General features: G+C 49.9%; 19 protein-coding genes and 2 pseudogenes. 2 read left to right on the forward strand and 19 right to left on the reverse strand.

Features of this window, described 5'->3' with window-relative positions:
- The first annotated feature begins 31 nt into the window (after positions 1-31).
- Positions 32-916: a metallophosphoesterase family protein gene (locus tag ACQ76X_RS14880; RefSeq protein WP_438494831.1), complete on the forward strand. Its 885-nt coding sequence runs from the start codon at positions 32-34 to the stop codon at positions 914-916.
- 208 nt (positions 917-1,124) lie between these two features.
- Here the strand turns inward: ACQ76X_RS14880 and ACQ76X_RS14885 are convergent, their stop codons facing one another.
- The 17 genes from ACQ76X_RS14885 to ACQ76X_RS14965 all read right to left on the reverse strand — a co-directional run bounded on the left by ACQ76X_RS14885 (position 1,125) and on the right by ACQ76X_RS14965 (position 20,846).
- A complete protein-coding gene (locus ACQ76X_RS14885; RefSeq protein WP_438494832.1) occupies positions 1,125-1,949 on the reverse strand; it encodes a MetQ/NlpA family ABC transporter substrate-binding protein in 825 nt (274 codons plus the stop codon).
- 60 nt (positions 1,950-2,009) lie between these two features.
- On the reverse strand, positions 2,010-2,672 hold the full coding sequence (locus ACQ76X_RS14890) for a methionine ABC transporter permease (RefSeq protein ID WP_076112570.1): 663 nt from the start codon (positions 2,670-2,672) through the stop codon (positions 2,010-2,012).
- Entirely contained in the window at positions 2,665-3,426 is a 762-nt protein-coding gene (locus ACQ76X_RS14895; RefSeq protein WP_438494868.1) for a methionine ABC transporter ATP-binding protein, read from the reverse strand. The genes ACQ76X_RS14890 and ACQ76X_RS14895 overlap by 8 nt, the downstream gene beginning before the upstream one ends.
- 232 nt (positions 3,427-3,658) lie before the next feature.
- The gene (locus ACQ76X_RS14900; protein ID WP_438494871.1) at positions 3,659-3,838 is read right to left on the reverse strand and encodes a hypothetical protein; all 180 of its coding nucleotides are present in this window, start codon (positions 3,836-3,838) and stop codon (positions 3,659-3,661) included.
- A 34-nt stretch (positions 3,839-3,872) separates the two neighbouring features.
- Complete coding sequence (locus ACQ76X_RS14905) at positions 3,873-5,033, reverse strand: ABC transporter permease (RefSeq protein WP_438494833.1); 1,161 nt, start codon at positions 5,031-5,033, stop codon at positions 3,873-3,875.
- Positions 4,987-6,255 carry an ABC transporter permease gene (locus ACQ76X_RS14910; protein WP_438494834.1) on the reverse strand — a complete coding sequence of 423 codons (1,269 nt, stop codon included), beginning with the start codon at positions 6,253-6,255 and terminating at the stop codon, positions 4,987-4,989. Before ACQ76X_RS14910 ends, ACQ76X_RS14905 begins: the two co-directional genes overlap by 47 nt.
- A gap of 11 nt (positions 6,256-6,266) precedes the next feature.
- Positions 6,267-7,202 carry an ABC transporter ATP-binding protein gene (locus ACQ76X_RS14915; RefSeq protein ID WP_438494835.1) on the reverse strand — a complete coding sequence of 312 codons (936 nt, stop codon included), beginning with the start codon at positions 7,200-7,202 and terminating at the stop codon, positions 6,267-6,269.
- A 203-nt stretch (positions 7,203-7,405) separates the two neighbouring features.
- Entirely contained in the window at positions 7,406-8,059 is a 654-nt protein-coding gene (locus ACQ76X_RS14920) for a response regulator (protein WP_438494869.1), read from the reverse strand.
- Between the two features lie 27 nt (positions 8,060-8,086).
- The gene (locus tag ACQ76X_RS14925) at positions 8,087-9,247 is read right to left on the reverse strand and encodes a sensor histidine kinase (protein WP_438494836.1); all 1,161 of its coding nucleotides are present in this window, start codon (positions 9,245-9,247) and stop codon (positions 8,087-8,089) included.
- Between the two features lie 206 nt (positions 9,248-9,453).
- Positions 9,454-10,467 carry an endo-1,4-beta-xylanase gene (locus tag ACQ76X_RS14930; protein ID WP_438494837.1) on the reverse strand — a complete coding sequence of 338 codons (1,014 nt, stop codon included), beginning with the start codon at positions 10,465-10,467 and terminating at the stop codon, positions 9,454-9,456.
- A gap of 49 nt (positions 10,468-10,516) precedes the next feature.
- Positions 10,517-12,055: a glycoside hydrolase family 43 protein gene (locus tag ACQ76X_RS14935; protein WP_438494838.1), complete on the reverse strand. Its 1,539-nt coding sequence runs from the start codon at positions 12,053-12,055 to the stop codon at positions 10,517-10,519.
- A 41-nt stretch (positions 12,056-12,096) separates the two neighbouring features.
- On the reverse strand, positions 12,097-13,056 hold the full coding sequence (locus tag ACQ76X_RS14940; protein ID WP_438494839.1) for a carbohydrate ABC transporter permease: 960 nt from the start codon (positions 13,054-13,056) through the stop codon (positions 12,097-12,099).
- A 2-nt stretch (positions 13,057-13,058) separates the two neighbouring features.
- Positions 13,059-14,033 (reverse strand): ABC transporter permease, encoded by a 975-nt coding sequence (locus tag ACQ76X_RS14945; RefSeq protein ID WP_438494840.1) that lies wholly within the window; start codon positions 14,031-14,033, stop codon positions 13,059-13,061.
- A gap of 74 nt (positions 14,034-14,107) precedes the next feature.
- Positions 14,108-15,808 (reverse strand): sugar ABC transporter substrate-binding protein, encoded by a 1,701-nt coding sequence (locus tag ACQ76X_RS14950; protein WP_438494841.1) that lies wholly within the window; start codon positions 15,806-15,808, stop codon positions 14,108-14,110.
- A gap of 114 nt (positions 15,809-15,922) precedes the next feature.
- On the reverse strand, positions 15,923-17,461 hold the full coding sequence (locus ACQ76X_RS14955) for a response regulator transcription factor (RefSeq protein ID WP_438494842.1): 1,539 nt from the start codon (positions 17,459-17,461) through the stop codon (positions 15,923-15,925).
- A complete protein-coding gene (locus tag ACQ76X_RS14960) occupies positions 17,458-19,284 on the reverse strand; it encodes a cache domain-containing sensor histidine kinase (RefSeq protein WP_438494843.1) in 1,827 nt (608 codons plus the stop codon). The genes ACQ76X_RS14955 and ACQ76X_RS14960 overlap by 4 nt, the downstream gene beginning before the upstream one ends.
- Before the next feature lie 20 nt (positions 19,285-19,304).
- Positions 19,305-20,846 carry a response regulator transcription factor gene (locus ACQ76X_RS14965; RefSeq protein WP_438494844.1) on the reverse strand — a complete coding sequence of 514 codons (1,542 nt, stop codon included), beginning with the start codon at positions 20,844-20,846 and terminating at the stop codon, positions 19,305-19,307.
- Between the two features lie 495 nt (positions 20,847-21,341).
- Here ACQ76X_RS14965 and ACQ76X_RS14970 point away from each other — a divergent pair.
- Positions 21,342-21,801, forward strand: a pseudogene (locus ACQ76X_RS14970) (transposase); the annotation flags it as partial.
- 151 nt (positions 21,802-21,952) lie between these two features.
- Here the strand turns inward: ACQ76X_RS14970 and ACQ76X_RS14975 are convergent.
- Positions 21,953-23,346: pseudogene (locus ACQ76X_RS14975) on the reverse strand (ADP-ribosylglycohydrolase family protein).
- 3 nt (positions 23,347-23,349) lie between these two features.
- Positions 23,350-24,306 carry a nucleoside hydrolase gene (locus ACQ76X_RS14980; RefSeq protein WP_438494845.1) on the reverse strand — a complete coding sequence of 319 codons (957 nt, stop codon included), beginning with the start codon at positions 24,304-24,306 and terminating at the stop codon, positions 23,350-23,352.
- Positions 24,307-24,312: the final 6 nt, after the last annotated feature.

The following is a 24,312-nucleotide window of genomic DNA, read 5'->3' on the forward strand; positions in this document are numbered from 1 at the left end:
ACCATGCAATCCAAAGGAGGCTCTCTCGCAAATGAGTACAAATGAACCAGGCGGACCACAGCCGCTGCTCACCTTCCAAATTATCACCGATACTCATGTTACTGCCGATCCGTCCCATGAGTATAATCTGAATTTCGAGCGGGCGCTGCACGATCTGGCTCACCATGCCCAGGGCAGCAGCGGAATTATGCATATTGGTGACATTACGGATCATGGCTTACTGGAAGAATACGAGGAAGTCCACCGCATCCTGCAGCTGCATCAGGCAGCACTCCCGGAGATCCGTTACACCTTGGGGAACCATGACGTTGGCCTCGGCCACTGGGAATCCCGCCTGGCAATGTACACTTCCCGCATGGGAATGCCCGGCCCCTATCATGACCATTGGATCGGCGGGTATCATTTTATTTTCCTGGGAACAGAGGAAGGTCTGCCAACGTTCTGTAAACTGTCGGAGGAGCAGCTTCGATGGCTGGACCGTAAGCTTGGGGAAAAGCTGGTGGACGGACACTCGAAGCCTGAGCAGCCTGTTTTTCTCTTCCTGCATCAGCCGCTGAAGGACACTGTAGCCGGATCTTTGGAGTCACAAGAGTGGTATGGCGTCACTCAAGATAAGGAGCTGCGCTCCATCCTGTCCAAATATCCTCAGACACTTCTTTTTACAGGCCATACGCATTGGGAGCTTGAAGTCGACAACACGATGTACCCCGGCAACGGCGAGACGGCTACCATGTTCAATAGTGCTTCGGTTGCTTACCTCTGGACGAATGCGGATAAACATAAGACCGGCAGTCAAGGCTACTATGTGGAGGTCTATACCGACAAAGTCCTTGTAAAGGGACGGGATTTCACTACGGGGAGCTGGTTTGAATCGGCGCAGTACGAGGTGGTTACGTCCTTAAATGTACGCAGCTAATACCTCAGCAGAGATATGTTTGCAAAATAACACATATACTTTCAGCGATGCCGGAACATCCGGTTACATTGACAAAACGGCTATAGCAAAAAGCAGCCTTCTCCCGTTAGTGGTGAAGGCTGCTTTTGCATGTCGGCATCATACCATTTATATCAATAGTCGCTGGGCCGGATTAAAACACTGCAGAGCTTGCTGCGGCTACCTTGCCTCAAAACGCAGGCAACGCAATCTCCGCATAGTTATCTTCAAGGAATTTCTTCACTTCAGGTCCGCTGATGTGCTTGGCCAGCTTTTGGATGGCATCCGAATCCTTGTTGTCTTCGCGTGCTACCAGGGTGATGGTGAATTCGGAATCTTCGCGTTCTGTAATCAGTGCATCCTTCTTCGGCGTCAGGCCCAGCGGACTGGCATAAGCCGGAGTCATCGCTACCAGATCGGCGTCGTCCAGCATCCGGGCCAGCATCAGCAGGTCCACTTCCTCGAACTTGTAGTTCTTGGCATTTTCGGTGATGTCGGCCTGTGTAGCCTTAATGCCTACGCCTTCCTTAAGCTTGATGAGTCCAGCGTCCGCGAACATTTGCAGGGAACGTCCAATGTTCGACGGATCGTTGGCCATTACCAGTGTTGCACCTTCCGGCAGTTCGCTGATCGCCTTGTAACGTTTGGAATACCCGCCGTAAATGGCATCATATACAGGCTGTACAGCGACCAGCTTGGAGCCTTTGCTGGCATTAAACTGTTCCATGTAGGGAACATGCTGGAAGAAGTTCGCATCCACTTCTTTGTTCGCCAGCGCTTCGTTCGGCTGCACATTGTCGGACAGCACCACAACCTCCATATCTACACCGTCTTTCAGCAGCAGCGGTTTCACAATATCAAGAATATCCGTCATCGGCGGAATCAGCGAAGCCACTTTAATCTTTACAGGCTCTTTGCTGTCTGCAGCGGGCGCCTCTGCATTCTCCTTGTTATTTCCACAACCGGCAACAATCAATACAAGCAGTGTAAGCGCGAATAGCATTGTTTTTTTCATAAGTATAACTAACCCCCAATTTATATTTTGATTTCAAGGTCATAGATGCTTGCAAATTCCTCAGCGTTTATCCAGCAGTCTCGCCGCAGTGCTGCCTGTAAATTGAATCACCTGCACGAGCACAATCATCACGACAATCGCATAGATCATCACTTCCGTCTCGAAGCGCTGGTACCCGTAACGGATGGCGAAATCGCCGACTCCGCCCCCGCCGACAACGCCCATTACAGTTGAGAACGAAATAAAGCTAATCGTAGAAGCAGTCAATCCAAGCACCAGACCGGAACGGGCCTCCACATAAAGAAACTTGAAAATCAGCGAAACCTTTGAAGCTCCCATGGACAAGGCCGCTTCAATCGTCCCCTTCGGAACCTCCAGCAGCGATTGTTCTACCAGCCGCGAGTAATAGGCAATAGCAACAATAGACAACGGCACAGTAGCCGCTACCGTACCAATCGCCGACCCCACGAGGAAGCGGGTGACGGGAATCAGCGCCACGACAAGCAGCAGGAACGGAAATGAACGGACAACGTTGACGATGCTGTTGAGGATAAGAGACAGCAGCTGATTCTCATACAGCTGGCCTTTGCGGCAAAAATAAAGCAGCGTTCCCAGCGGGAGCCCCAGCAATACGGCTGCGCCTACCGAAATGCCTACCATTACAAAGGTTTCCCCTATTGATTGCCACATTTGATCCTGGTATTTCAGCATATCCTCAAACATAGGCTTCCCCCGCTTTGCCGGTAATTTGCTCACGGTAGGAACCGGTATAGCCGACAGGCGCTGTAAAACCAATCTCCCCGCGGGAGAAGGAATCCACGATTCTGCCCTCTTCCATCACAGATACATCACTGCAGATGCTGCGGACAACATCCAGCTCATGGGTGACGATAACAATCGTGACCCCGAGTGTGCTGTTAATCTCTTTCAGCACAGCAAGAATATCTGCCGTTGTTCCCGGATCAAGTGCCGAGGTCGGCTCATCGCAGAGCAGCAGCTTCGGGCTATTCGCCAGCGCCCGGGCGATGGCTACCCGCTGCCGCTGCCCGCCGCTGAGCTGGGCGGGATACTGCTGCGCCTTGTCCGCAAGTCCGACGAATTGCAGGCATTCCTCCACCCGCTTCATCCGTCCGCTCCGCGGCATACCGGCCAGCTCCAGCGGAATGGCGACATTCCGGCTGACTGTAGCATTGCCGAGCAGATTAAACTGCTGGAAGATCATACCGATCTTCTGCCTCTCCTCACGCAGAGCCTTTTCCGCCATTCCGGTAAGCTTCTTGCCGTCAACCGTAACATTCCCTTCATCCGGCCGCTCCAGCAGATTGATCAGCCGCAGCAGCGTCGATTTGCCTGCCCCGCTTGCTCCGATAATGCCATGGACAGCTCCTGTCTTCACCTCAAGCGATACCTGCCGGACAGCATGATAGCTGCCTTCCTTCAACTTGAAGCTTTTACTCACCCCACTCAGCAATAGAATATGTAAGCCCCCCTCTCCAGAACGCCTATACTATAGCCTTTTATCCCCTCAAACAGTGTACTATAATTATTTAAAATCTGTTTCATTAAAAATCTCTTTAAATAATAAGGTATTTTGTCGTCTGTGTCATCATTTTTCTCAAAATGATATATAAGTGGAATGGAAGAAAAACATGCCCGCAGAAGTAGAAATTAACAAACAAAAAATCCTCCCGGTCAGGAGGACGCAAACTTCAGACATGAAAGGCTCTTGAGATCCCGTTAATCAGCAAGAACACACCCAAGATTCTCAGTACAATTCTGGAGGTTTTGTCATCCTTTTTAAAGATGATTCTCCCAAACGCTCCAATCCATACATTGATGATGAGACCTGCGAGCAGCTCGATGATTCCTGCAAGCTCTGTAATGCCCAATATTATCACTTCCCACTCACCGTTATGATTATAATCATCCCTCTAATCCTCTAAGCTCTTTGCGCATAAATACATAAGCTCCGGCCAGTCCCAAGAATCCAATCCCGGCAAGGGCGATAACTGCTGAGCCTATCGAACCGTCCCGGATATTCATAACGGATGTTACTTGGATAACCCATGCCTCGGGTGTGAATTTACCGAAAGTCCTCATAACCTTAGGAGCGAGTTGCATAGAAAAGAAGGAACCCCCCAGCATCCCGGTAACCGCGACAATAATGGAAGCTGAGGAGGTAAACTGCTTCTGGCTCTTCATAAATGGAAGGATTAGCATGGTTAAGCCGATTAAGGCAAATAAATAAATGGCAAGCAGCATAATGAGAACAGGCAGATTATGATTTATCATGTTTATTCTCAGCAGATATTTTCCTGAGAGCAGTATGACTGAAATATAAATAATGCCAAATAAAAACGCTGCGGCCATTTTTGAGAGCAGATATTTCATATAGCTGACGGGTGTGCTCAATAGCCGGTTTATGGTTTTGTTTTCTTTTTCGTCGACCAGCGATCTTAAGCCCTGAACGACCACAAACCAAATGAACATCGCCATAAAGCCTGTAAACCTTTCGGCAGCAGTTTTGTTCTCTCCCTCTTCACCGCTGTTCAGAGTCTGCACATTAATGCTAGGTTTCGAAGCACCTTTTAATGCTGTAAATAAATATCTGGACATAGAATCAGCATTCAGCTGTAAGTGACCAGACATATACTCCGAGTCATTTACTACTTTACGAATTGTGCCAGCTTCACCGGCGATGATCTCTTTCAGCAGCGCCCCCTCGCCGTTCTCCTTATTTTGCACAAAGCTGAGGGGAAGCTCCTGTCCTGACAGCAACATGCTGCTGAAACCCTGCCCGATCACAAATCCAAAAGGAATATCCTGCGCGTCCACCTTATTCTTAATGCTCTTCACATCCGTATTAATCACCCGCAAGCCGCTGCGCTGACTAATCAGCTCTAATAATTGCTTGGAGTAGATGCTGTGATCATCATCTGCAGCATATATAGTATCCGGCATACTGCCTGTGGAGAACGAGAACAGATACGTTAGAATTAGTGGAAGACCCATCATCGCCAAAACGGCTATTCGATTGCTAAATATCTGTTTCAGCTGATGTTTCAGCATGATGATAAATTGCACGAAAATTCCACCTTCTCCCACTGTATTGACTAATGCATACGATAATACAGATGACTCCAAGCCCTATCAGCTCCAGCAAATCTTTATACGATCCGGCAAGTCCGTTATTTTGGCTGATACTGAGGTACGCATTAATTGCTTTTCCGTTGGGAAGCAGCCCCTGAATGGTCCGCAGACTTTCCGGCAATTCGCTTCTACTGACAAAACTTCCGCCCAAAAAACTGAAAATATACAGCACAGGTGAAGCCAAGCTGGACACAGTCGTATGGTCTTTGGCAATAAATCCCCAGAGCAGCACAAGACTTCCTATGGCAAAAGCATACACAACCGTTATCATCAAAAGCTCAAGGGGCTGGCCCCAGCTCATTGCGAACACCAGCCAGCTGATGAGAATTACGCAAGACATTTGCAATACAATCGCCAGTATAATTCCGCTCAATTTGCCTAAAATATACTGCACATCCCAAGCAGGCGTTGAACGTATTCTGAATAAAGTATGGTTTTGCCGCTCATCTACGATGCTGTGCACCAGCACAAAGGCCGTCATGATCGAAAACATAACTACCATGGCAATGGAGTAATACTGTATCGCAGCTACCGGCACCGCATCCTTTTGCGTTGAAACCGTCGGGATATCCGGGGAACGGCCGCTGAAATTGAATATATGGCTCTGAATCTCCGCGATTTGGGCTTGCGGAAGGCCGTTACCGCCGTTTGAGAACTGGAGAACCGCAGACTTCTCTTCATTTAATAGGTTGAGCTGCTCACAGAACTGCTCCAGTATAGTCCTCACGATTGCCGTTTGGAGCGTTTTGGCAGATTCTCCGATCACAACAAGGTTCGCCGCCTCCTGCTTTATTGCAGCATTCGTAAAGTTATCCGGCACATATATAAAAACAGCGGCATGACCGTCTTCGACTCTTTTTTTGCCTTCGTCATAGCTGGCCGCTTCCTGCAAATGTATGACTTTCCGCAGATCTTCCCGCATAAAAACATTCTTTAAGGATTTCCCCAAAACCAGCGGGCTCCCTTGAGCAGCAACGCTGTTATCCGCATTATAAAAAGCAACGTCAAACGCCTTCACACTGGAGTCTGATCCGCCGAATGCCGTGCCCAGAATGAGAATCAGTAGAGAAGGAAACAAAATCAGCTTCAGATAGAACCATTTATTTTTGGTCAGCAACCGGAAATCCAGTAAAAATAATGTGATCAGTTTTCGCATGGCATCACCTTCTACTCCTCTCTTAAGGCTTTGCCTGTAATTTGGAGAAAAAGGCTTTCAAGATTCATCTCTTCGTACTTGAATCCGGTTAGCCGGATGCCCAGGTTCCTAATATCATCAACAATGTCAATCACACTTCTCTCCCCGGTAGAGACAAGCATACTAATATGTTTGCCTTCCACGGTTGCCTTGGTGACACCGGAGATTTGCTCGAGCTGGCCCAATGCTGCTTCATTTCCTTCACTATAATCCACCGTCAGCGTATCGCAGGCCTTCAAGTTCAGCTTGAGCTCCTCTTTGCTCCCCAGCGCAATAAGGGAACCATGGTCGATTATCGCAAGCCGCTTGCACAGATACTCCACTTCTTCCATGTAGTGGCTGGTATAAATAACCGTCATGCCTCTGTCCTGGTTTAATTTCTTTACCGTTTCCAGAATATGATGCCTGGACTGGGGGTCGATCCCTACCGTAGGTTCATCTAGTACGAGCAATTTAGGATCATTCATCAACGCGGCACCGATATTGACCCGGCGTTTCATTCCTCCCGACAGTTCTGACACCGCCTGGTTTCTTCGTTCTTTGAGTCCAATGATGTCCAGAACTTCCTCGGTTCTGCTCTTCAATCTGCTGCCGTAAAGTCCATATAGACTGCCAAAGAACTCCAGGTTGTCCTTCGTGCTTAACGCCTGGTACAACGCCAAATCCTGCGGTACAATCCCCATTATTTTCTTGATCTCTCTGGGCTTTCCGCTGAGCGGTTTGTGATCGACAGTGATCGTCCCTGCGGTTGGCCTTAGCACAGTGCTTATCATCGACACCATTGTTGATTTGCCCGCCCCATTCGGTCCGAGCAAGCCGAACCTTTCACCGCTTTGCACATTTAACGTAATATCCTTTACAGCCGTAAAATCCTTATATTTCTTCGTCACATGGTTCAGTTCAAGCATCAGCGTGGTCCCCTTTGCGATAACTCTTACTCTGTTATCATTTTATCGCCACGCTTCGAACAGGGATATTCACTTAAGTCCCCAATCAAGGGGTTGCTTTAGTAAGCAATTTCAGTATTACTTTAGTCATACAGGTTAGAGGAAGGAAGGTCAGGAGGAGAAAAAAAGGCCCTCTCTCCTGAAGAACGGGTTATCATGCGGAGTTATATATTAAGTTTCTGCAAATACAGGGTCAATTCGGTTCTGTTGTTTAATTCAAGTTTGTTTAGCATTCTGGAAACATAGTTTTTTACCGTGCCTTCTGTAATAAACAGCTCGTTGCTGATAGTTTTGTTGCTTTTTCCCTCCATAATCCCCTTGGCCACCTCAAGCTCTCTTGGCGTGAGCCAGGGGGAGACAGTCGGAGTTCTACTCTCCGTTGGCAAACTATGAATCGTCCCCGCCGAGTTAAGGGCGTCCACCAATTCCCGGGTAATCTGCGGATTCAGCATAATGTTACCCTCGCAGGCCGATCGAATGGCCGCCATGATATCCTCTGAAGCCGAATCCTTAAGGATGTATCCATCTGCTCCATGCTTAAGCCCGGCAAGGATAAACTCCCTGTCATTAAAAGTAGTAAGGATGATTACTTTAACCCCCGGATACCCCTCTTTCACAGCTTTGGTCGCCTCAATCCCATTCATCAGCGGCATTTTGATATCCATCAAAATCACGTCAGGAGAGTAATCGGCCAGCAGCCGGAGCAGTTCCTGTCCATTCGCTGCCTCTCCGATTACCTTTGCATCCGCTTGAAGGCTCAAAACCATTTTCAAGCCTTCCCTGACAATCAGTTGATCGTCTGCAATTATAATATTCACCATAACTGCTGCTCCTCCTTGCCTATGCTAGAAATCAACCATTTTAGGAATATTCGCCTGCACTTTAAAACCTGAATCCTGATTAGAATCGAATTGAACGGTACCGCCCAAAGCGTGAATCCGCTGTTCGATCCCCTGAATTCCGTTTGACTTGATAACCTCCCTGCATTCCGTTCCGTTGTTGGCAATAAGCAATGAAATCTGCCGGGGATTTTTATGAATGGCCAGGGAGAAAAGTGTGGCTTTCCCATGTTTGATTCCATTAGTGATTGATTCCTGAACCGTTTTATAAATGCAGTCTTTAATCTCGAAGTTCACAGCTTCTATATCCTCATCCATAATGAGTTCAAACCGGGTTTGCCCGGCCGCTTGGAAATGGGCGAAGAGGTTAAGGAGCTGACGCCGGAGTGAAAGCTCCTGTACGTTATGCTCCTCATTTAGCAGCAGCACAGCCTGTCTGAGCTGCACCATACATTCTCTTGACAGCTGGTAGGATTGGCCAACAACACTCCTGATTTTGTCCGTTTCCAGCTCTACGGATTTGTGGGCGAATTCTAGATGCATATTTAATGCAGTCAGATAATGCCCCAATGAATCATGCAGCTCCTGGGCAATCCTTGTTCTTTCTTTGCTCAGCGTCAGCTCTCTGACCGTTACTGAATACTGTTTCAGCGCCAAATTAGCCTTCTCCAGTTCCTGATTCAGCACTTGTGTTCTGGCCTTCTCAATCATAGCATTCCTGAATAGGTAGACAATGGCGAACATGATTGCATAGGAAGTTATTATGTATTTTATTGCGGTATGACCGGCTGCCAGAGAAGCGCTGAAAATCCCCATATGCAACAGCAAAAGAGGCACAGGCACCTTCCGCGTACCCACGATGAGCTCCACAAGCAAAATAATGATATAAAGCTGTGTTCCGGTACAATACACTTTCCACAGCAAAAAACCAGCGCATAAATTGCTCAACACAAAAGAAAAAGACCACAGCGTCCCCGCTACGGATAAGTATCTGCTTCTGGCATAATCATTGATTAGCAGCAGCAAAGCAAAACACGCCAAAAATACCGCTGATCCGGGATCAGCGGCATAATATTTAAGCAGCACAGCGAATACGGATAATACGGCGAACACTCTGATTATTTTCTCCGCAAACACTCGGACACCTTTGCCCGTAAAGCTTTCCATGGCCGACCCACCTCTTTAGCCACAGTATAGCATACACAGTTTCGGGCTGACGGGACTTACCGCACTTGGTGAGTATTGCAAAATTGAATACAGCAGTGCAGCGGCCCTAAAACGCCCAACTGGGGGGAAATGCTTTAGTTGAATTCTGCACCGAAACTCCTCCAGCCGTAATCATGATTTCGTCTGCCTTCTCACGCGCTCCAGTCTCAGCTGTTCCGAACAGCAAGCCGGTTATAAGCAGGCTTCGGAGCATGCTGCTCGTCAAACAAAAACGGCCAATTCTTCCGCCCGCGGACCGGGAAATCATCCAGCCAGGTATAATCGTCCGCCGCTCCCCAGAAGGTCACCGAGGAAATTACCTCACGGTATTCCTTCAGCAGCCGGAACATCACATCATAACGCTCTGCCTGCAGTTCAAGCAGCTCTGCGGGAGGCGATTTCAGATCCGTCCGTTTGTCGTCAAAGCGGAAGAGTGACATATCCAGCTCCGTCAGCTGCAGCTGAAGCCCAAGTGCAGCATACTTCTCTATCGTTGCGCGGACATCATCCAGCGCCGGATCGTATAAATTCCAGTGCGCCTGCAGACCGACACCATGCACCGGTACATCCTGCTCCAGCAGCGACTTCAGCAGAGCGTAGATTTTATCGCGTTTATGCGGATGCGATTCATTGTAGTCGTTATAGAACAGCAGAGCCTTCGGGTCGGCTTCATGGGCAAACTGAAACGCCTTGGAAATAAACTCCGGCCCGGCAATATCTAGCCACTTGGACGGACGGAGCAGCGCTTCCCCTTCATCGGCAATCACTTCGTTGACTACGTCCCAGGCGTAAATATCATTTCTGTAACGTCCAACAACCGTACCAATATGCGACTTCAACCGGTCCAGCAGCGTCTCCTTGCTAACCGGACTCCCTGCCTTGTCCTGGAACAGCCAGTCGGTCGTCTGATTATGCCAGACCAGAGTATGGCCGCGCATCGCCAGCTGATGCTCCCGGGCAAAGGCAACCAGCTTGTCCGCCTCACTGAAATCATAAACATCCTCTGCCGGATGCAAGCTCTCAAATTTCATTTCATTCTCAGCGGTAATGCTATTGAAATGGTAGGCAAGCAAATGCTCCTGCGACACTATCGTCCGTGGATTCACCGCAGCTCCAATCTTGAAATCGTCCGCGAACACTGCCTTCAGCGCAGGCTCGGTAAAGCTGTTAATGCCCCTCATGAGTTGCCCTCCTAAAAGTTTTGTGAGCATAGACTCAAGTTTTGTGAGCCTATAATGAGCGGTAATCAAACCAGTCGAAGTAAGCCATCGCTTCCGCTGTTTTGCCATGGCCTGTAGCGTACAGGCCGATTACGACACCGGTAAAACCGTTGCCTTCTACCGCTTGCGGCGACAAGGTATAGGCAGCTCCCGAAGCCAGATTGATCCATTTCTCACCGTCCAAGGAATAGAAGAGACCATACTCGGCAGCATCGGCTGCAATTTTCAGGTAGGCTTTGCCGGTTGGGGCAGGAACCTCCGCCGCAAGCTGTGTATGTCCTCTCACCGTCAAATAGGCGGATATCACTCTTTGGCCGTTTTTTTGTGCCAGACCAATTTCATAATGCGCCTGCTCATTCATGCGCGCGCATAGACCAGCTTCTTCACCGTCCGCCCCACTATCAAGCTCCAGCAGGGTACTCCATTCCGCAGCCACATGCTGCTGCCTTCTGCCGACGAAAGCCACCTGGCCGATCTCGTTCAGACTTCCCGGCTGTCCGCGAAGCGCCAGCCAGCCCGGACGTGCCTGCAAAGACCAGCTGCCCTCTGCCGGATTGCGCAGAAAGGTCAGTGCATACGGCAGTACGCTGTCTGCAAATTCATGACGGCCGTTATATTCAACAGGCTGCGGCGAGCCTTTTGACGGACGCGCCACGTTCATCTCCAGCTCAACTGTTCCTTCATTATTATCAATCATCGGCCAGCCGTCTTCATTCCAGTGCACCGGTGCAAGATACGTCTCCCGGCCGAGCACCCCATAGCCGTGCTCTCCAAGCCTCACACCCAGAAAGACAGCCCACCAGTTCCCGTCCGGCCCCTCAATCAAATCGGCATGGCCCAAATACTGAATCGGGTGATCGATCCCTCTGTGTGTCAGAATGGGCTGCGGCAGCCGCTCGAACGGCCCATACGGAGAACTGCTGCGCCCGATAATCTCACGGTGCTCCTTGGCCGTTCCGCCTGAAGCCGCCATAATATAATACAATCCGCTTATCTTGTATAAATGCGGGCCTTCCGTCCAAGGCCCGCCGTCACCGGTCCAGATAACAACCGGTTCGGTCAACGCCTCTCCGGTAGTGATATTAATCTCATACTGGATGACATGGGAATCATAATTAGCTCCCTGCTGAGTGGTCACATAAACTTTGCCATCCTCGTCAAACATCAAGGAAGGGTCGATCCCCCCGAACGGGACACTGATCGGATCTGACCAGGGCCCCGCAGGATCGGTTGCTGTAACGTAAAAGTTGCCTCTTCCCCGCACATCCGTTGTAATCATGTAGAAGGTTCCTTCATGATAGCGGATCGTCGGTGCATAAATGCCGTCGGAGCTGCCGCAGCCGCGGATATCCAGCTGGTTGATCCGGTCCAGCACATGGCCGATCTGTTTCCAGTGAATCAGATCCCGGCTGTGAAAAATCGGCACTCCCGGAAAATATTCAAAGGAGCTGCACACCAGATAATAATCTTCCCCAGCCCGGGTTATGCTCGGATCGGGATAGAAACCCGGAAGAACCGGGTTCGCGTATTGTGTTGAAGACGAGTTCATAGCCTGCAGACAACCTTTCTGTATCAGTAATTACGATTGGGTTATTCCTTCACACTGCCCACATTCAGGCCCACAACAAAATATTTCTGCATGAACGGATAGACGAGCAAGATAGGTACCGAAGCCACTACGGTAATAGCGGCCCGGATCGACAGCGGCGTCACCAATGCTCTGGCCGATTCCTGGTCCATCCCTACCCCGGCGGAAACGTTCGGATTGCTGTTGGAGTTCATCGTTGAAGACAGCAGCTTCATCAGCTCATATTGCAGGGTACTAAGATTCTGTCTGGAAGAGGTATAGATAAAGGCATCAAACCAGGAGTTCCACGCGCCGACAGCCACAAACAAGGCAATGGTAGCGAGCACCGGTTTGCACAAAGGGAAAACAACCTTCATAAAAATCCTAAAATCCCCTGCACCGTCGATTCTCGCCGATTCCAGCAGACTTTCCGGAATCGTGCCGATGTACGTACGGATGACGATCATATTAAATGCGCTGATCATGGACGGGAGAATATATACCCAGAAGCTGTTCAGCAGGTGCAGATCCTTGATCAGGAAATACCCTGGAATCAAGCCGGCGCTGAAATACATGGTGAGTACAAAGATCACAGTGATCGGCTTGCGGAATACATATTCCTTCCGGCTTAACGTGTAGGCAAGCATGGTCGTCAGGAAAATATTTAGAATCGTTGAAATCACTGTGCGCGCTACTGATATCAGAAATGCGTCATAAATCGTCCCCGAGGCAAAGATCGCCTTGTAGTTCTGAACAGTCCAGACTCTCGGCCATAAGTAAATGCCGCCGCGGATCGTATCATTGCCCGCGTTGAACGAAACAGCAATGGTATTGAGGAACGGATATAATGTCACAAGCACCAGGCAGATCATAAAGACCGTATTGAACGAAGTGAATAAAATCGGTTCAAGCCTGCCGGTGCCAAAGCTCTTTTTCATCGTGAAGCCTGCTTTTTTCTGAGGGCTAATCTGTCGGTTATCCATGGTTATAACAGCCTCTCTTCCCCAAGCCGCTTAGAAATTCCGTTAGCCATAAGCAGCAATGTTACGCTGACGACGGTTTTGAAAATCCCGCCAGCAGTCGCGAGTGAATAATTCCCTTGGGCAAGCCCGTATTTAAGCACGAATATATCTATCGTTTCCGCCCAGTCCACAACAAGCCCGTTGCCGAGCAGGTACTGAACCTCAAAGCCCGCTTCCAGGACATGCCCTATGGACATAATCATCAGAATTACGATCGTTGCTTTAATACCAGGCAAAGTTACAAACATCATTTTCTTGTAGCGGTTCGCGCCGTCAATTTCGGCGGCTTCATAAAGTGCTGGATCAATGGAAGCAATGGCCGCGAGATAAATAATCGTATTCCAGCCAACTTCCTTCCATACATGCGAAGCGCCTACTATTCCCCAGAAATACTTGCCTTCACTGAGCCATAGAATCGGCTCTTTAATCAGATGCAGCTTCATCAGAACAATGTTGACAATCCCGTCGTTGATGGACAGCGAGGTGGCCACAATGCCGGTAACAATAATCCAGGACAAAAAGTGCGGCAGATAGGAGATCGTCTGTACGGTTCTTTTCCAGAACACCTTCTTGATTTCATTCAGCAACAGCGCGAGTACGATGGCCGTAACAAAACCAAGCACAAGATTGATAATCCCCATCGCCAATGTATTGCGCAGCACCCGGAGGAAATTATCATCGGTAAACAGAAACTTGAATTGCTTCAATCCTACCCATTCCTGTTCGCTGAAGGACTTGGCCGGCTTGTAATTCTGGAAAGCCATCGTCCAGCCCCAAACGGGAACATAGGCAAAAAGAATAATATAGAGCATTAGCGGTACAGACATCCATATGAGCTGATTCTGGCTTTTGATCAACGACCAGGTGACGGGCCGCTTCTTCTTCTTCTTTTTCTTGGGATGCCGGACGACGGTATCTATTTCTAGGGTCTCATCCATAGTAGTTGTCTCCCCACTCAATCATTTTAATTTAGCAGGTGGAAGGCCGGAACCGGCCCCCCACCTTTGCTTCGTTATTTACTCCAGTTATCAATTCTCCATTTAATCTGCTCATTGATCTTGTCTTCATAAGCCTTTACATTGGCTTTCTTAACCTCTCCGACATAATCGCCCCAGACGGAATCAAATTCTGCCGGGCTGGCAAGGATGGCTTTAGGCAGGAACTTTGTCGACAATTCATTCAGCTTGGTGCTGGCAATTTTGGCATCCGAGCCTTCCACCAAATCGATGGACCAGGCTGGGTAATAGACAGGGTTGGCAGGCGGTTCGCTGAAGAAATCTACATAGCTGTTAAAGCCGTAAGCATCCAGGAACTCCTTGTCAAAAGGTTTTAAGCCGGCTTGATATTCTTCAGGCTGCTCGGATACGCCGGTGGCGTTGCCGTCGTTGAAGCTGCCCTCGATTTTAGGCATCCAGCTGTACAGCGATTTGGCCTTGTTGGCAAGCTGCCATGTCGCATCTGTAGCTTGATCGCGCTGCTCCTGCGTTCTCATGAAGCGGCCTTTCTCGTTCACGATGTAATCCTCGCCTTCAATCCCCCAGGCAAACGTCTTCTGCCAGTCTTCGCTGATCAGTGTATCCAGCAGTTTGATAATCTTCACCGGATCTTTAGCGTTGATGCTGATACCGAAGCCGTTGTTCAGGTTCAAAGCCGCTCTATCGCGATAGTAGTCTTTAGTAGCCGTATCGTATACAAGTGGAAGACCTACGTAAGTACGCTCAATTTTATTCTGCGTGGTCAGCGATTCTTCGGCGGAGCCAAAGTTCCAGTGCTGGTCAAACATCCCCAGAACCGTACCGCTGGACAGCTTCGCCATATACTGGTCGTAGTTCTGAACAAAGGTCTCTTTGTCGATCAGACCCTTCTGGTTGACTTCGTTCAGTTTCTGGTAGTATTGCTTGGCATAATCTTTGTCTGCAAAAATTTCGGCCACGCCGTCATTTACAACTACACCGCCATCGTTCGGATGGCCGATCAGATGCTGCGGCGCATTGAACAGACCCCAGTTTCTCCAGTCAGAGTTAAGAATTTCGAACCCGATGGTCGGGCTTCCGTCAATCTTTGGATATTTCTCCTTATATTTTTCAATCAGATCGAAATATTCATCAAGCGTCTTGACCTTTGGATAACCGAACTCCTTGAGAATTGCCTTTTGAATCCAGAAGGCAGGACCCGAGTAATAGGCACTATTGACCTTACCGTTGTACACCCCGTAATTTGGCAGGATATAAATATGTCCGTCATTCGGGTCTTTCATCATGTTCCAGTAATCGGCGTAATGCGCTTTCAAATTCGGTGCGTATTGTTCAATCAAATCTTCAAGCGGAATGTAGGCGCCTGCAGCCGTCAGCTTCGTATTGCCCGTCATCATATCCGGGTAATCCTGGCCGGCAATCATAACACCCAGCTTCTGGTTGATGTCGCCCGCCAAAAATTCAAAATTGAAGCTGGCACCCGTTTCTTCTTTGATTTTCTTGTAAATCTTATTGTCCGGCGTCGGCTGCTGTCCGGCTTCGCCGAGGAAGATGCTGATGTTGAACGGCTCGATTTTGTCGCCCGTAGTTGCAGCCGCCGTAGTTTGTGCTCCACCGGTCTCTTCCGCTTTAGCGTTGTTCTTGGTGTTGTTGTTCCCGCCGCATCCGGCGAGGGTAAAGCTCAGGGATAACAGCATAATCAGGGAAAACTTAAACGTTGTTTTAGACTTGCCCCCCATAAAGCACCTCCATAATTTTTTGACGCTGCATGTTGTAAGCACTTACATTTATAAATTATAGAGGTGAACATGCCTGTAAAATACGACTGAATTAAAGGTGTATCCCCAAAAAGTTTAGAACTTTGTATTCCGGTATTCATTCGGACCCATATGCATTTTCTTCTCAAATTGCTTCAGAAACTGTCCATAATTGGCATAGCCCACCTGCTCGGCAATTTCTGAAAGCTTTAATTTATGCTCACGCAGCAGCACCGTGGCCTCCGCAATCCGCAGGTTATGAAGCTGCTCATTGAAGTTGATCCCGTTCTTCTTCATAAGCAGCTGTCCCAGGTAAACCGGGTGCAGGAAAAAGACTTCTGCCAGCTTCTGAATGCTCAGACTTTCACGGTAATGCTGCTGGATATACTGATTGATCTCCCGTACGATCCCGTGCGAGCACTTGTCCTGCTCCTGCAGAAGCAGTTCAATACTGCTCTCGCCGAAGGCCCGCAGATGGTCCATTAACCCGCTCAAACTCATCATGGAATGCTGAATTTCAGGAAGCTTAAAGACCTTGGCCGCATTCGCCCCGTGTTCTCCGCCCGCTTCAGGGGTCAGCTCCTGAATGCGGTACATAATATGAATTGCAAACTTCTTCACCACCTCCGGGGCGACCAGCTTCTCCCGGAAGCCGCGGGCTGCCTCTTCCACAGACTGGCGGTAACCGGCAATATCCAATGTGTTGACCGGGCTGAGCAAGGCATCGATCAGCCGGATAGGATCATAGTGATAGCTGAATGGCTGTTCCCGGATCTCCCGATAGGCCAACAATCCGAGATACTCCGGCTGGTAGAAGTAATGCATAAGTGCTTCTTTGGCCGTCCGGTAACAGCTCGCTATACAGCACAAGGATTCTTCACGGTCTCCACCCGCAATAAATAAGGGCTGGCCAGGGTACGCCTCCCGCAAGGCAAGCGTTAGTTCATGAATACCCTCGCCCTCCACGGCATACGGGGAACTCCCATACACAATGCAGAAGCTTCCCGCCTCCAGATCAATCAAATACATCGCAGCTTTCCCGGTCAGCAGGGATGCCGCCTTTTCTCTTACCTCCGCGTACATTTCCGGCGCACTTTGAATCAGGCACAGGTTCCAGTAGCTGATGTCCTCCGACAGCCTGGCATACAGCGCCATATAGATCTTGTCCAGCGGATTTTCATTCAGCAGTTCCTTAATAAGAGTGCTGCTCTCCTCCGACGTCGCGATCAGATTCATCATCCGGCTGCGGGTCTCTTGCTTCAGCTCCTGGTGTATTTCCCGCAATTCCTCCGCCGCCTCTTCCGGAAATACCGGTTTGAGCAGATAATGGTTAATGCCGTACCGGATAGCTGTCTGGGCATATTCGAACTCGCTGTAGCCGCTCAATATGGCAAATTTAATCTCTCTTTGGCCCTCCCGCTGCCAGGCCGCAATCATCTCCAGCCCGTTCAGCAGCGGCATATTCACATCCGTAATGACCAGATCCGGCTCTAGCTCTTTCATCTGCTGCAGCCCTTCCCTGCCATTGCTGCTGGTTCCGCACACCTCGAACCCCAGCTCCTGCCAATCAATCCATAGAAGCATCCCCTCCAGGGCACTCGGTTCATCATCGATCAACAGCACTTTATACTTCATGGGTTCCCCTCATTTCCCGGCGGACTAATTTGTTCAAGCAGCTTAAGCGGGATACCGAAGGAAACTATCGTCCCCTGGTTCGGCGCACTGACAATCTCAAAGCGGACCTGATCCGCATAATTCAGCTCCAGTCTACGGTACACGTTGCGGAGTCCGATGTTCGCTCCAGAGGAGTCCTCCGTGGAGATCGCGGACAGCAGCTCTTTCAGCTTCGCGGCTTCCATTCCTTTGCCGTTATCCGAAACCGTAATCTGCAGGCGGTTATCCTGAACCGCAGCTTTCACCTTAATAATGCCGAGCCCCTCTATGGTCTGCAGGCCGTGCTTGCAGGAGTTCTCCACAAGCGGCTGCATGCTCAGCTTTGGAATCTTGTACCGCAGCGCCTGTTCATCGATGTCAAACTGATAGTCAAATTTATCTCTGAACCTGAACTTTTCAATCTTCAGATACATTTCAATAAACAACATTTCCTCCTGTACCGACACCACATCCTCCTTCCAGCTGAGCAGTCTGCGCAGCAGCTTCGACAAGCTCTTCACAATATCTGTTACATCGGAGTAGTTGTTTTTGGTGCAGACCACAAGAATTGCATTTAAGGTATTGAACAGAAAATGCGGGTTCATCTGGCTTTGCAGGAAATTGAGCTCCGCCCTGACCCGTTCCATCTCCAGATTCTTACTCTGAATCTCCAGCTTATACACATCATTAATCAACGAATTGATCCTGGATGTCATCCGGTTGAAATTATGGATCAGACCGCCGATCTCATCCCGGCCCTCATCGATGCGGATCAGCTCAAACTTTTCGTTCGATACCTTCTGCATATGTCTGGACAGCCGTTTTACGCGGTAATTATAGGATCTTAACATCACGTAGATAAAGCAGAAGGTCAGCAGGGTGACTGTAGTCGCCAGAACTGCCGCATACAGCTGCATATCCAGAATGGCCTGGGCAATCCGTTCTCCCTGGGTAATTCCGATGATTCTCCAGCCCTTGAGGTAGTTGGCTGTGCCCACAGCCACAACATGAACATCCTCCTGCTTGCCTTCATCCAGCTGTCCGAACAGCGGATACGGCTCATCTGTCACCCGCTGGTAACCGCCGTCCGCTGACATGACGATCTGATTCTGCTCGTTGACCAGGTACAGGCTCAGATAGTCTTTTTCCCTGACAATGATGTCGTAAATTTCACTAAGATCCAGATCAATCCGCAGCAGCTTATCAAATTTATTCAGTGAGCTGTAATTGTCCATCTGCTCAACCACGCTGAGCATGGGAATGGAGGAGGTGCCGAGCTCGTTCTCGCTGGTCCTGTAAGCGGTGACAATAACCCGGTTGCCCGATGCTCTCGCCTGCTTGTACCATTCGCTCTTCCAGACTTTCTGGTTCATGACCTGATAGTTGCCGCCGGACACAATCGATGTATTATTGGTGAACACACTGATCCGCTCAATCTGATTATTCACCGGCATATAGCTGTTGAGCCGGTCCCGCAGCTGCTCATCATAGGTATTGTAAAAGTCGATCGAGTCCTTATACGTCCGGTCCAGCATTTCATACAAACTCTTATCCGCAGACAGCGTATAGCTGACAGCTACGCCTCCCTCGATAAAATCATGAACATCCTTTCGCGCCCGCTCCAAAGAAATCTCCAGGTTCTGCTGCTCCCTTGATTTGATCAAATCCGTGATCCGGTCCAAAAAGACCAGATTGATTACCATAATCGGCAACAGCACACCCACGATGTAAATAAGGATGAACTTATAATTCAGCGGAATGTCGTTGACGATATTTCCGAATCTTTTTACTTTTTTGGTTTCCATGCCTCATGCACCCGGCTTTCTTAGAGCTGCTTATTCTTTTTGGCCTTTTTATAGACCGAGGGTACAACACCCACGATCAGCTTGAATTTATCGATAAAATAATCCGTATTGGAGAACCCGACTTGAAGGGCAATATCGGAGATTTTCAGCTGCGTCCGCTTAAGAAGTCCTTTCGCTGCTTCAATCCGTTTCTCATTCAAATACTCACTGAAGCTGCGGCCTGTCTCTTTACGGAACAACTGTCCCAAATAAGCGGAATTCATGTGGAATTGTCTCGCCAGCTCCTGAAGCTGCAGCTTGTTGCGGAATTCAAGATCGACATACTGGATAACGTTAAAAATCGTATTCCCTTCATTGGCGCTGTGCAGCTCTGCCAGATAGACAGCTGTCTGCCTGCATAGTCCATCCGCGTATTTGCCCAGCATAAAATAATCGGCGAGACTGCCAAGTTCTCCATGTTCCTTCTGAAGCTCATTCATAAGGGTAACCGGGTCCCCGTTCATCTCTGCGAGCAGCCGGCATAACGTCATCTCCAGATGAGCCACCTGAGCCTGCACCGCTTCAACAGTCAGCAGCTGTTCTGCAAAAGAAGAGAATAGTTCCCTGATACTGGGCTCAATTCCAGCCGTATCGTTAGCCTTAACCTTCTCCAGCAGCCTCTCCAGATTGTCATTCTGAAGCTCCGTCCCTGCACTCATTCTCTTGAGGTCACTATAAAAAAAGACCCCGCCCTTCTCCCGGTGGTACTTCAGCTTCCATACTTCAAGCGTCTGCGAATAAATTTCCCGCATGGACTCCATCCCGGTCGTTCTGTCACTGATCATAATGGCTGCCGGTTCAAGCAGCTGTTCCGCAAGTGCTTTCTGGAGCCGCCTGGCATTCTCCGCCAGACTATCGCAGCTGATCGAAGCCGACTGAATCATCATGCCCGACCGGCCCGCCGCATCCTGAAAGAAACAAGTGGATTCCCAGGGGAAATAATCGTTTAGGCGCTGGTCGATATCGGCGGCGGTATAAGGCGGGGCGATAAGAATGCATACCAGCTCCGTATCCGGCTGCAGGTTCAGCAGATTGACCGCCATAACCCGCAGCTCTTCACTATGCTCACCCTGAATCAGACGAGTGATCAGATTATTTACGATAAATGCCCGCTTTTTCTGACGATCCACATTGGAAGCGATTTCATTTTGAATGATCGTTTGCATCTTGCCCAGCAAGGACTCGATTTCTTCGTCGTCGATCGGCTTCAGCAGGTATTGATCCACCCGCTGGCGGAGCGCGGTCCGGGCATACTGGAAATCGTCATAACCGCTTAGAATGACAAACTTTGGCGGCTTGGCCATACTTACATTTAGCTTGGCAATCAATTCGAGACCATTGAATACGGGCATATTGATATCCGTTAATACTAAATCCGGCTTCTGCTCCTGGATAAGCCTGAGCGCATCCGGGCCGTTCAGGGCTTCCCCGCATATCTCGAAACCGAACTTCCCCCAATTCACCATCGTTCTCAGACCTTCAAGAACCCACGGTTCATCGTCAACAAGCATGACCTTCAGCATGAGTCTCGCTCCTTCATATCCTTTTTTTACATAAATAAACTGCGTTAGCAAAATTACTATAGATCATGCTAACACAGAAAGACTAAATTATGGAATAGGTTCTGGGCATAAACTCTTTATCCAAGAGAACTTCCCAATTCAGTAAATTACGGGAATTTCCCATGGTACTCCCGCAGAAGCTTTAGATCTTCCCGGTTCAATAGAGTGTCCCAAAAGCCATGAAATGGCTACTTGGGACACCCTCATTTTTGAGCAGGATCAACGTGATCACTTGGGTGGACGCTCCGCGAACGGACCGTTGTTCCAATCGCTGTGCTCTCCAGATTTTTTTTATTTCCCTTAGCGGTGAAAATCCGGAGACCAAGGCGACCGCTGCCGCTTTTCCACAATCAGTCCGTTCTCTCCACTGTTTAAGCAGAAAAAGTTTCTGCAATCTTTTAAAAACGAAAAAGAAATCGCCCTTTTCGGTAAAATGGAAGTACCACCAACCATCTCAACTACCATAAAGAGAAAGCAAAGCCTGGAAAGAGAATGCCGGAAAGATTGAGAACTGGGGCTACGATAAAGCCGAGGATACGTGGACGTGCCCAGCCGGACAAACGCTGCATTATCGCAAAGAAAGCAAGGAAATCTCAGAGAGTTGGTATGAAATTCGAAAACGACATTACCTTAGCCCAAGCTGTGACGGTTGCGCACTGAGGAATGTTGTACAAAAGCATCAGGGAATCGGGAAGTGGTCGTCAGTTTGGAACGATTACGGTATCAGAATCAGGCACGGAAAATGCTACGGAGTGAGGACGGTTACGCCTTGGCCGTGCGCCGGATTACGAAACCGGAGTGTGTGTTTGGACAACTGAAGAACAACTGGGGCTTCCGGGGATTTCTGCTTTGCGGCATAGAAAAAGTGACGCTTGAGGCCGGTTGACTTTCGCTTACTCATAACTTGCTGAAGTAAGCCGCAATAGAGCAAAAACGAAGAGCAGCGATTCTCCACTAACGGGAGAATCGCTGCTCTGTTCACTTTTTGTGGTTTTTAGAAAGAAGAAGGCGAGCCCTGGTCATAGAAAACCCACTTTTGGAACATCCCTATGCTTCACTCCAACATGCTAATCTCGTTGATCAAGCTCCTTGCGGATCTTCAGAAATACCTGATAACTCCGCTCGGCGCATTCCGAAATGGCTATCGGATGGAAGCCGGGCAGATCGGCATATAGTGTGTCATTCAGCGGTGCTGTCCAGCTCGCCGGCAGCTCCTTCGCGCCAAGCTTCGCTCCCATAATCGAGCCGACCGTGGCACCGTTGCAATCCGTATCCATCCCGCCGTACACAGAGGTGACTACGGCCTTCTCGAAATCATTGCCGCCATAGACAAGTGAGGCGGCGACCAGCGCAGCATTATTATTGGTGTGCACCGGATCATAATGGCTGAATTGATCCCAGATTGTGCTCACCAGCTCACGTTCGCTTTTGGCCTTCCGGCCAATATCGATTCCGCGTTGCACATCGCTGGCCAGACGGCTTGTGCTTGGGATCTCGCTGAGCCCGATCTCCAGGATGCGTTCGTTATCCTGCTCGGCGAAGGCGGCGGATATCATCGCGGCATTCAGCATCTCCCCATAGATTCCGTTCTTCACATGCGAGAAGGATGCGTCCCGCCAGCCCAGCTCTGCTGCGAGCTCCGGATGTCCAGCCGCACCGTAGGCCAAACCATCCGCGCGTATTGCTGCACCGATCCATTCGCGGTACGGATTGAGAAACATCCGCACCCGCTCCTGCCGCTGCGGCCAATCACCCGGCTTTTCTCCATGCATATGGGAAGTTTCCCGGGCAAAATTCATGTAAGCCTGGGTCTCTGCTGTGCAGACCTGGCTATATGTCAGGTTTCCATGCCAGAGCTTGCCGATATCCCATGAATCCCAGTCCAAGCCTTTCTGCTCCAGCAGCATCAGACCGAGGACCGTATAGCGGATATCGTCGTCACTCTCCATATACCGGATGGTCTCCCGGGTACTGGTAAAGGACCAGCCGCTTAAGCCCAGACCGTATTCCTTCTCCGCCCGTGAATGCTCCGGGGTATAGCCGGTAATCGGCCACGCGTCTGCACCTTGGAACCACAGCTCAATATTCTGCCAGCCCGGCCGTCTTTACCATACAGGTAATCCCAGTATTCCAGCGGCTTGCCCAGCGCACAGCCGACACTTCTGCCCAGCCAAGCCCCGTAGAATTTGTCCCTCCACTCCGCCGGACTCCACCGGGCGTCAAGCTTCCGCGGTCCATCCGGGCGCAGGCTGCGGATTTCCGCAAGACCGGACGGCTCCCGGTACGGGAAATCCTCAGCTACCTTGAGCTCCATCAGCTCACGGTATACCTCCATAAGCTTCATTTCATCGCTTCCGGCGGCGGCAAGCTTGTCGGTCAGACTACCGGCCTGGCAGCCTTCTTCCATCCGCTGCAGCAGTTCCAGCCGGACCGTCTCCTGAAGCTGTTCCCATCCAGCCATCCGCTAATTCCCCCCGGACGCAAGCAGAAGCTCGCGGTCAAGTCTGTCCAGCGAATCAAACAGCAGCTTCATGAACGCTTCCCGGTCGATCCCCAGCAGCACCTCCGTGTTCGCGGCGCGGTCCGGTTTCTTCCTTCTGTCGGCCACGGTCATCCCGCGGGTCAGCTTGCCTTCCGTCTCCACCGTGACATACAGATGCTGCGATTCGAACAGCTCCGGGTGCAGCAGCCAGGCCACGGCACACGGATCATGCAGCGCGTTGCCGACATAGCCCATTTTTTTGCCATATATCGAATAGAAATCAAGCAGCTCCCCTACCATGACAGAGACGGGTCCCCGGCGTTTCAGTTCGAGAATTTCATCCTCAAATATAGCCGCCTGATCCGTCACCTCCAGACCGCTCATCACAATCGGAATACCGGATTCATAGACGATCCGGGCCGCCTCCGGGTCAACATAAATGTTGAACTCTGCAGTCACTGTTACATTTCCGTATGCCAAGCCGCCGCCCATCAGTGAAATCTTCTCGATTCTTTCCTTCACCTCTGGGTAAGCAGTGATCAGCAGGGCTATATTCGTTAAAGGCGCCATCGGCACAAGTGTAATCTTCTCCTCCGAAGAGCGGATAATATCCAACATAAATTCTACCGCCCCCTGATCTACAGGCTTGAATTTGCTGACCGGAAGTGCCGGGCCGTCCATCCCGGATTCCCCATGCGCTTCTGCGCCCGTAACCAGCTTGCCGAGCAGCGGACCTACAGCTCCTTTAGCCACAGGAATGTCGGCATTCACAAAGCTGAGCACCTTCAACGCGTTGTCGGTAATTTTGTCCAGAATCTGGTTGCCCCCAACCGTCGTAATTCCCCGGATCTCCAGCTTCTCCGGATGAGCCAGCGCGAGCAGAATGGCAATCGCGTCATCATGCCCCGGATCGCAGTCAATAATTATAGGTGTTGGCATAACGTT

Source organism: Paenibacillus sp. IHBB 3054 (assembly GCF_051594305.1).
Classification (GTDB): Bacteria; Bacillota; Bacilli; order Paenibacillales; family Paenibacillaceae; genus Paenibacillus_AQ.

Coding starts and splice junctions, on each gene's coding strand:
- ACQ76X_RS14880 (WP_438494831.1), top strand. CDS start 32: ATGAGTACAAATGAACCAGGCGGACCACAGCCGCTGCTCACCTTCCAA.
- ACQ76X_RS14885 (WP_438494832.1), bottom strand. CDS start 1,949: ATGAAAAAAACAATGCTATTCGCGCTTACACTGCTTGTATTGATTGTT.
- ACQ76X_RS14890 (WP_076112570.1), bottom strand. CDS start 2,672: ATGTTTGAGGATATGCTGAAATACCAGGATCAAATGTGGCAATCAATA.
- ACQ76X_RS14910 (WP_438494834.1), bottom strand. CDS start 6,255: ATGCGAAAACTGATCACATTATTTTTACTGGATTTCCGGTTGCTGACC.
- ACQ76X_RS14915 (WP_438494835.1), bottom strand. CDS start 7,202: ATGCTTGAACTGAACCATGTGACGAAGAAATATAAGGATTTTACGGCT.
- ACQ76X_RS14925 (WP_438494836.1), bottom strand. CDS start 9,247: ATGGAAAGCTTTACGGGCAAAGGTGTCCGAGTGTTTGCGGAGAAAATA.
- ACQ76X_RS14930 (WP_438494837.1), bottom strand. CDS start 10,467: ATGAGGGGCATTAACAGCTTTACCGAGCCTGCGCTGAAGGCAGTGTTC.
- ACQ76X_RS14935 (WP_438494838.1), bottom strand. CDS start 12,055: ATGAACTCGTCTTCAACACAATACGCGAACCCGGTTCTTCCGGGTTTC.
- ACQ76X_RS14940 (WP_438494839.1), bottom strand. CDS start 13,056: ATGGATAACCGACAGATTAGCCCTCAGAAAAAAGCAGGCTTCACGATG.
- ACQ76X_RS14945 (WP_438494840.1), bottom strand. CDS start 14,033: ATGGATGAGACCCTAGAAATAGATACCGTCGTCCGGCATCCCAAGAAA.
- ACQ76X_RS14950 (WP_438494841.1), bottom strand. CDS start 15,808: ATGGGGGGCAAGTCTAAAACAACGTTTAAGTTTTCCCTGATTATGCTG.
- ACQ76X_RS14955 (WP_438494842.1), bottom strand. CDS start 17,461: ATGAAGTATAAAGTGCTGTTGATCGATGATGAACCGAGTGCCCTGGAG.
- ACQ76X_RS14960 (WP_438494843.1), bottom strand. CDS start 19,284: ATGGAAACCAAAAAAGTAAAAAGATTCGGAAATATCGTCAACGACATT.
- ACQ76X_RS14965 (WP_438494844.1), bottom strand. CDS start 20,846: ATGCTGAAGGTCATGCTTGTTGACGATGAACCGTGGGTTCTTGAAGGT.
- ACQ76X_RS14980 (WP_438494845.1), bottom strand. CDS start 24,306: ATGCCAACACCTATAATTATTGACTGCGATCCGGGGCATGATGACGCG.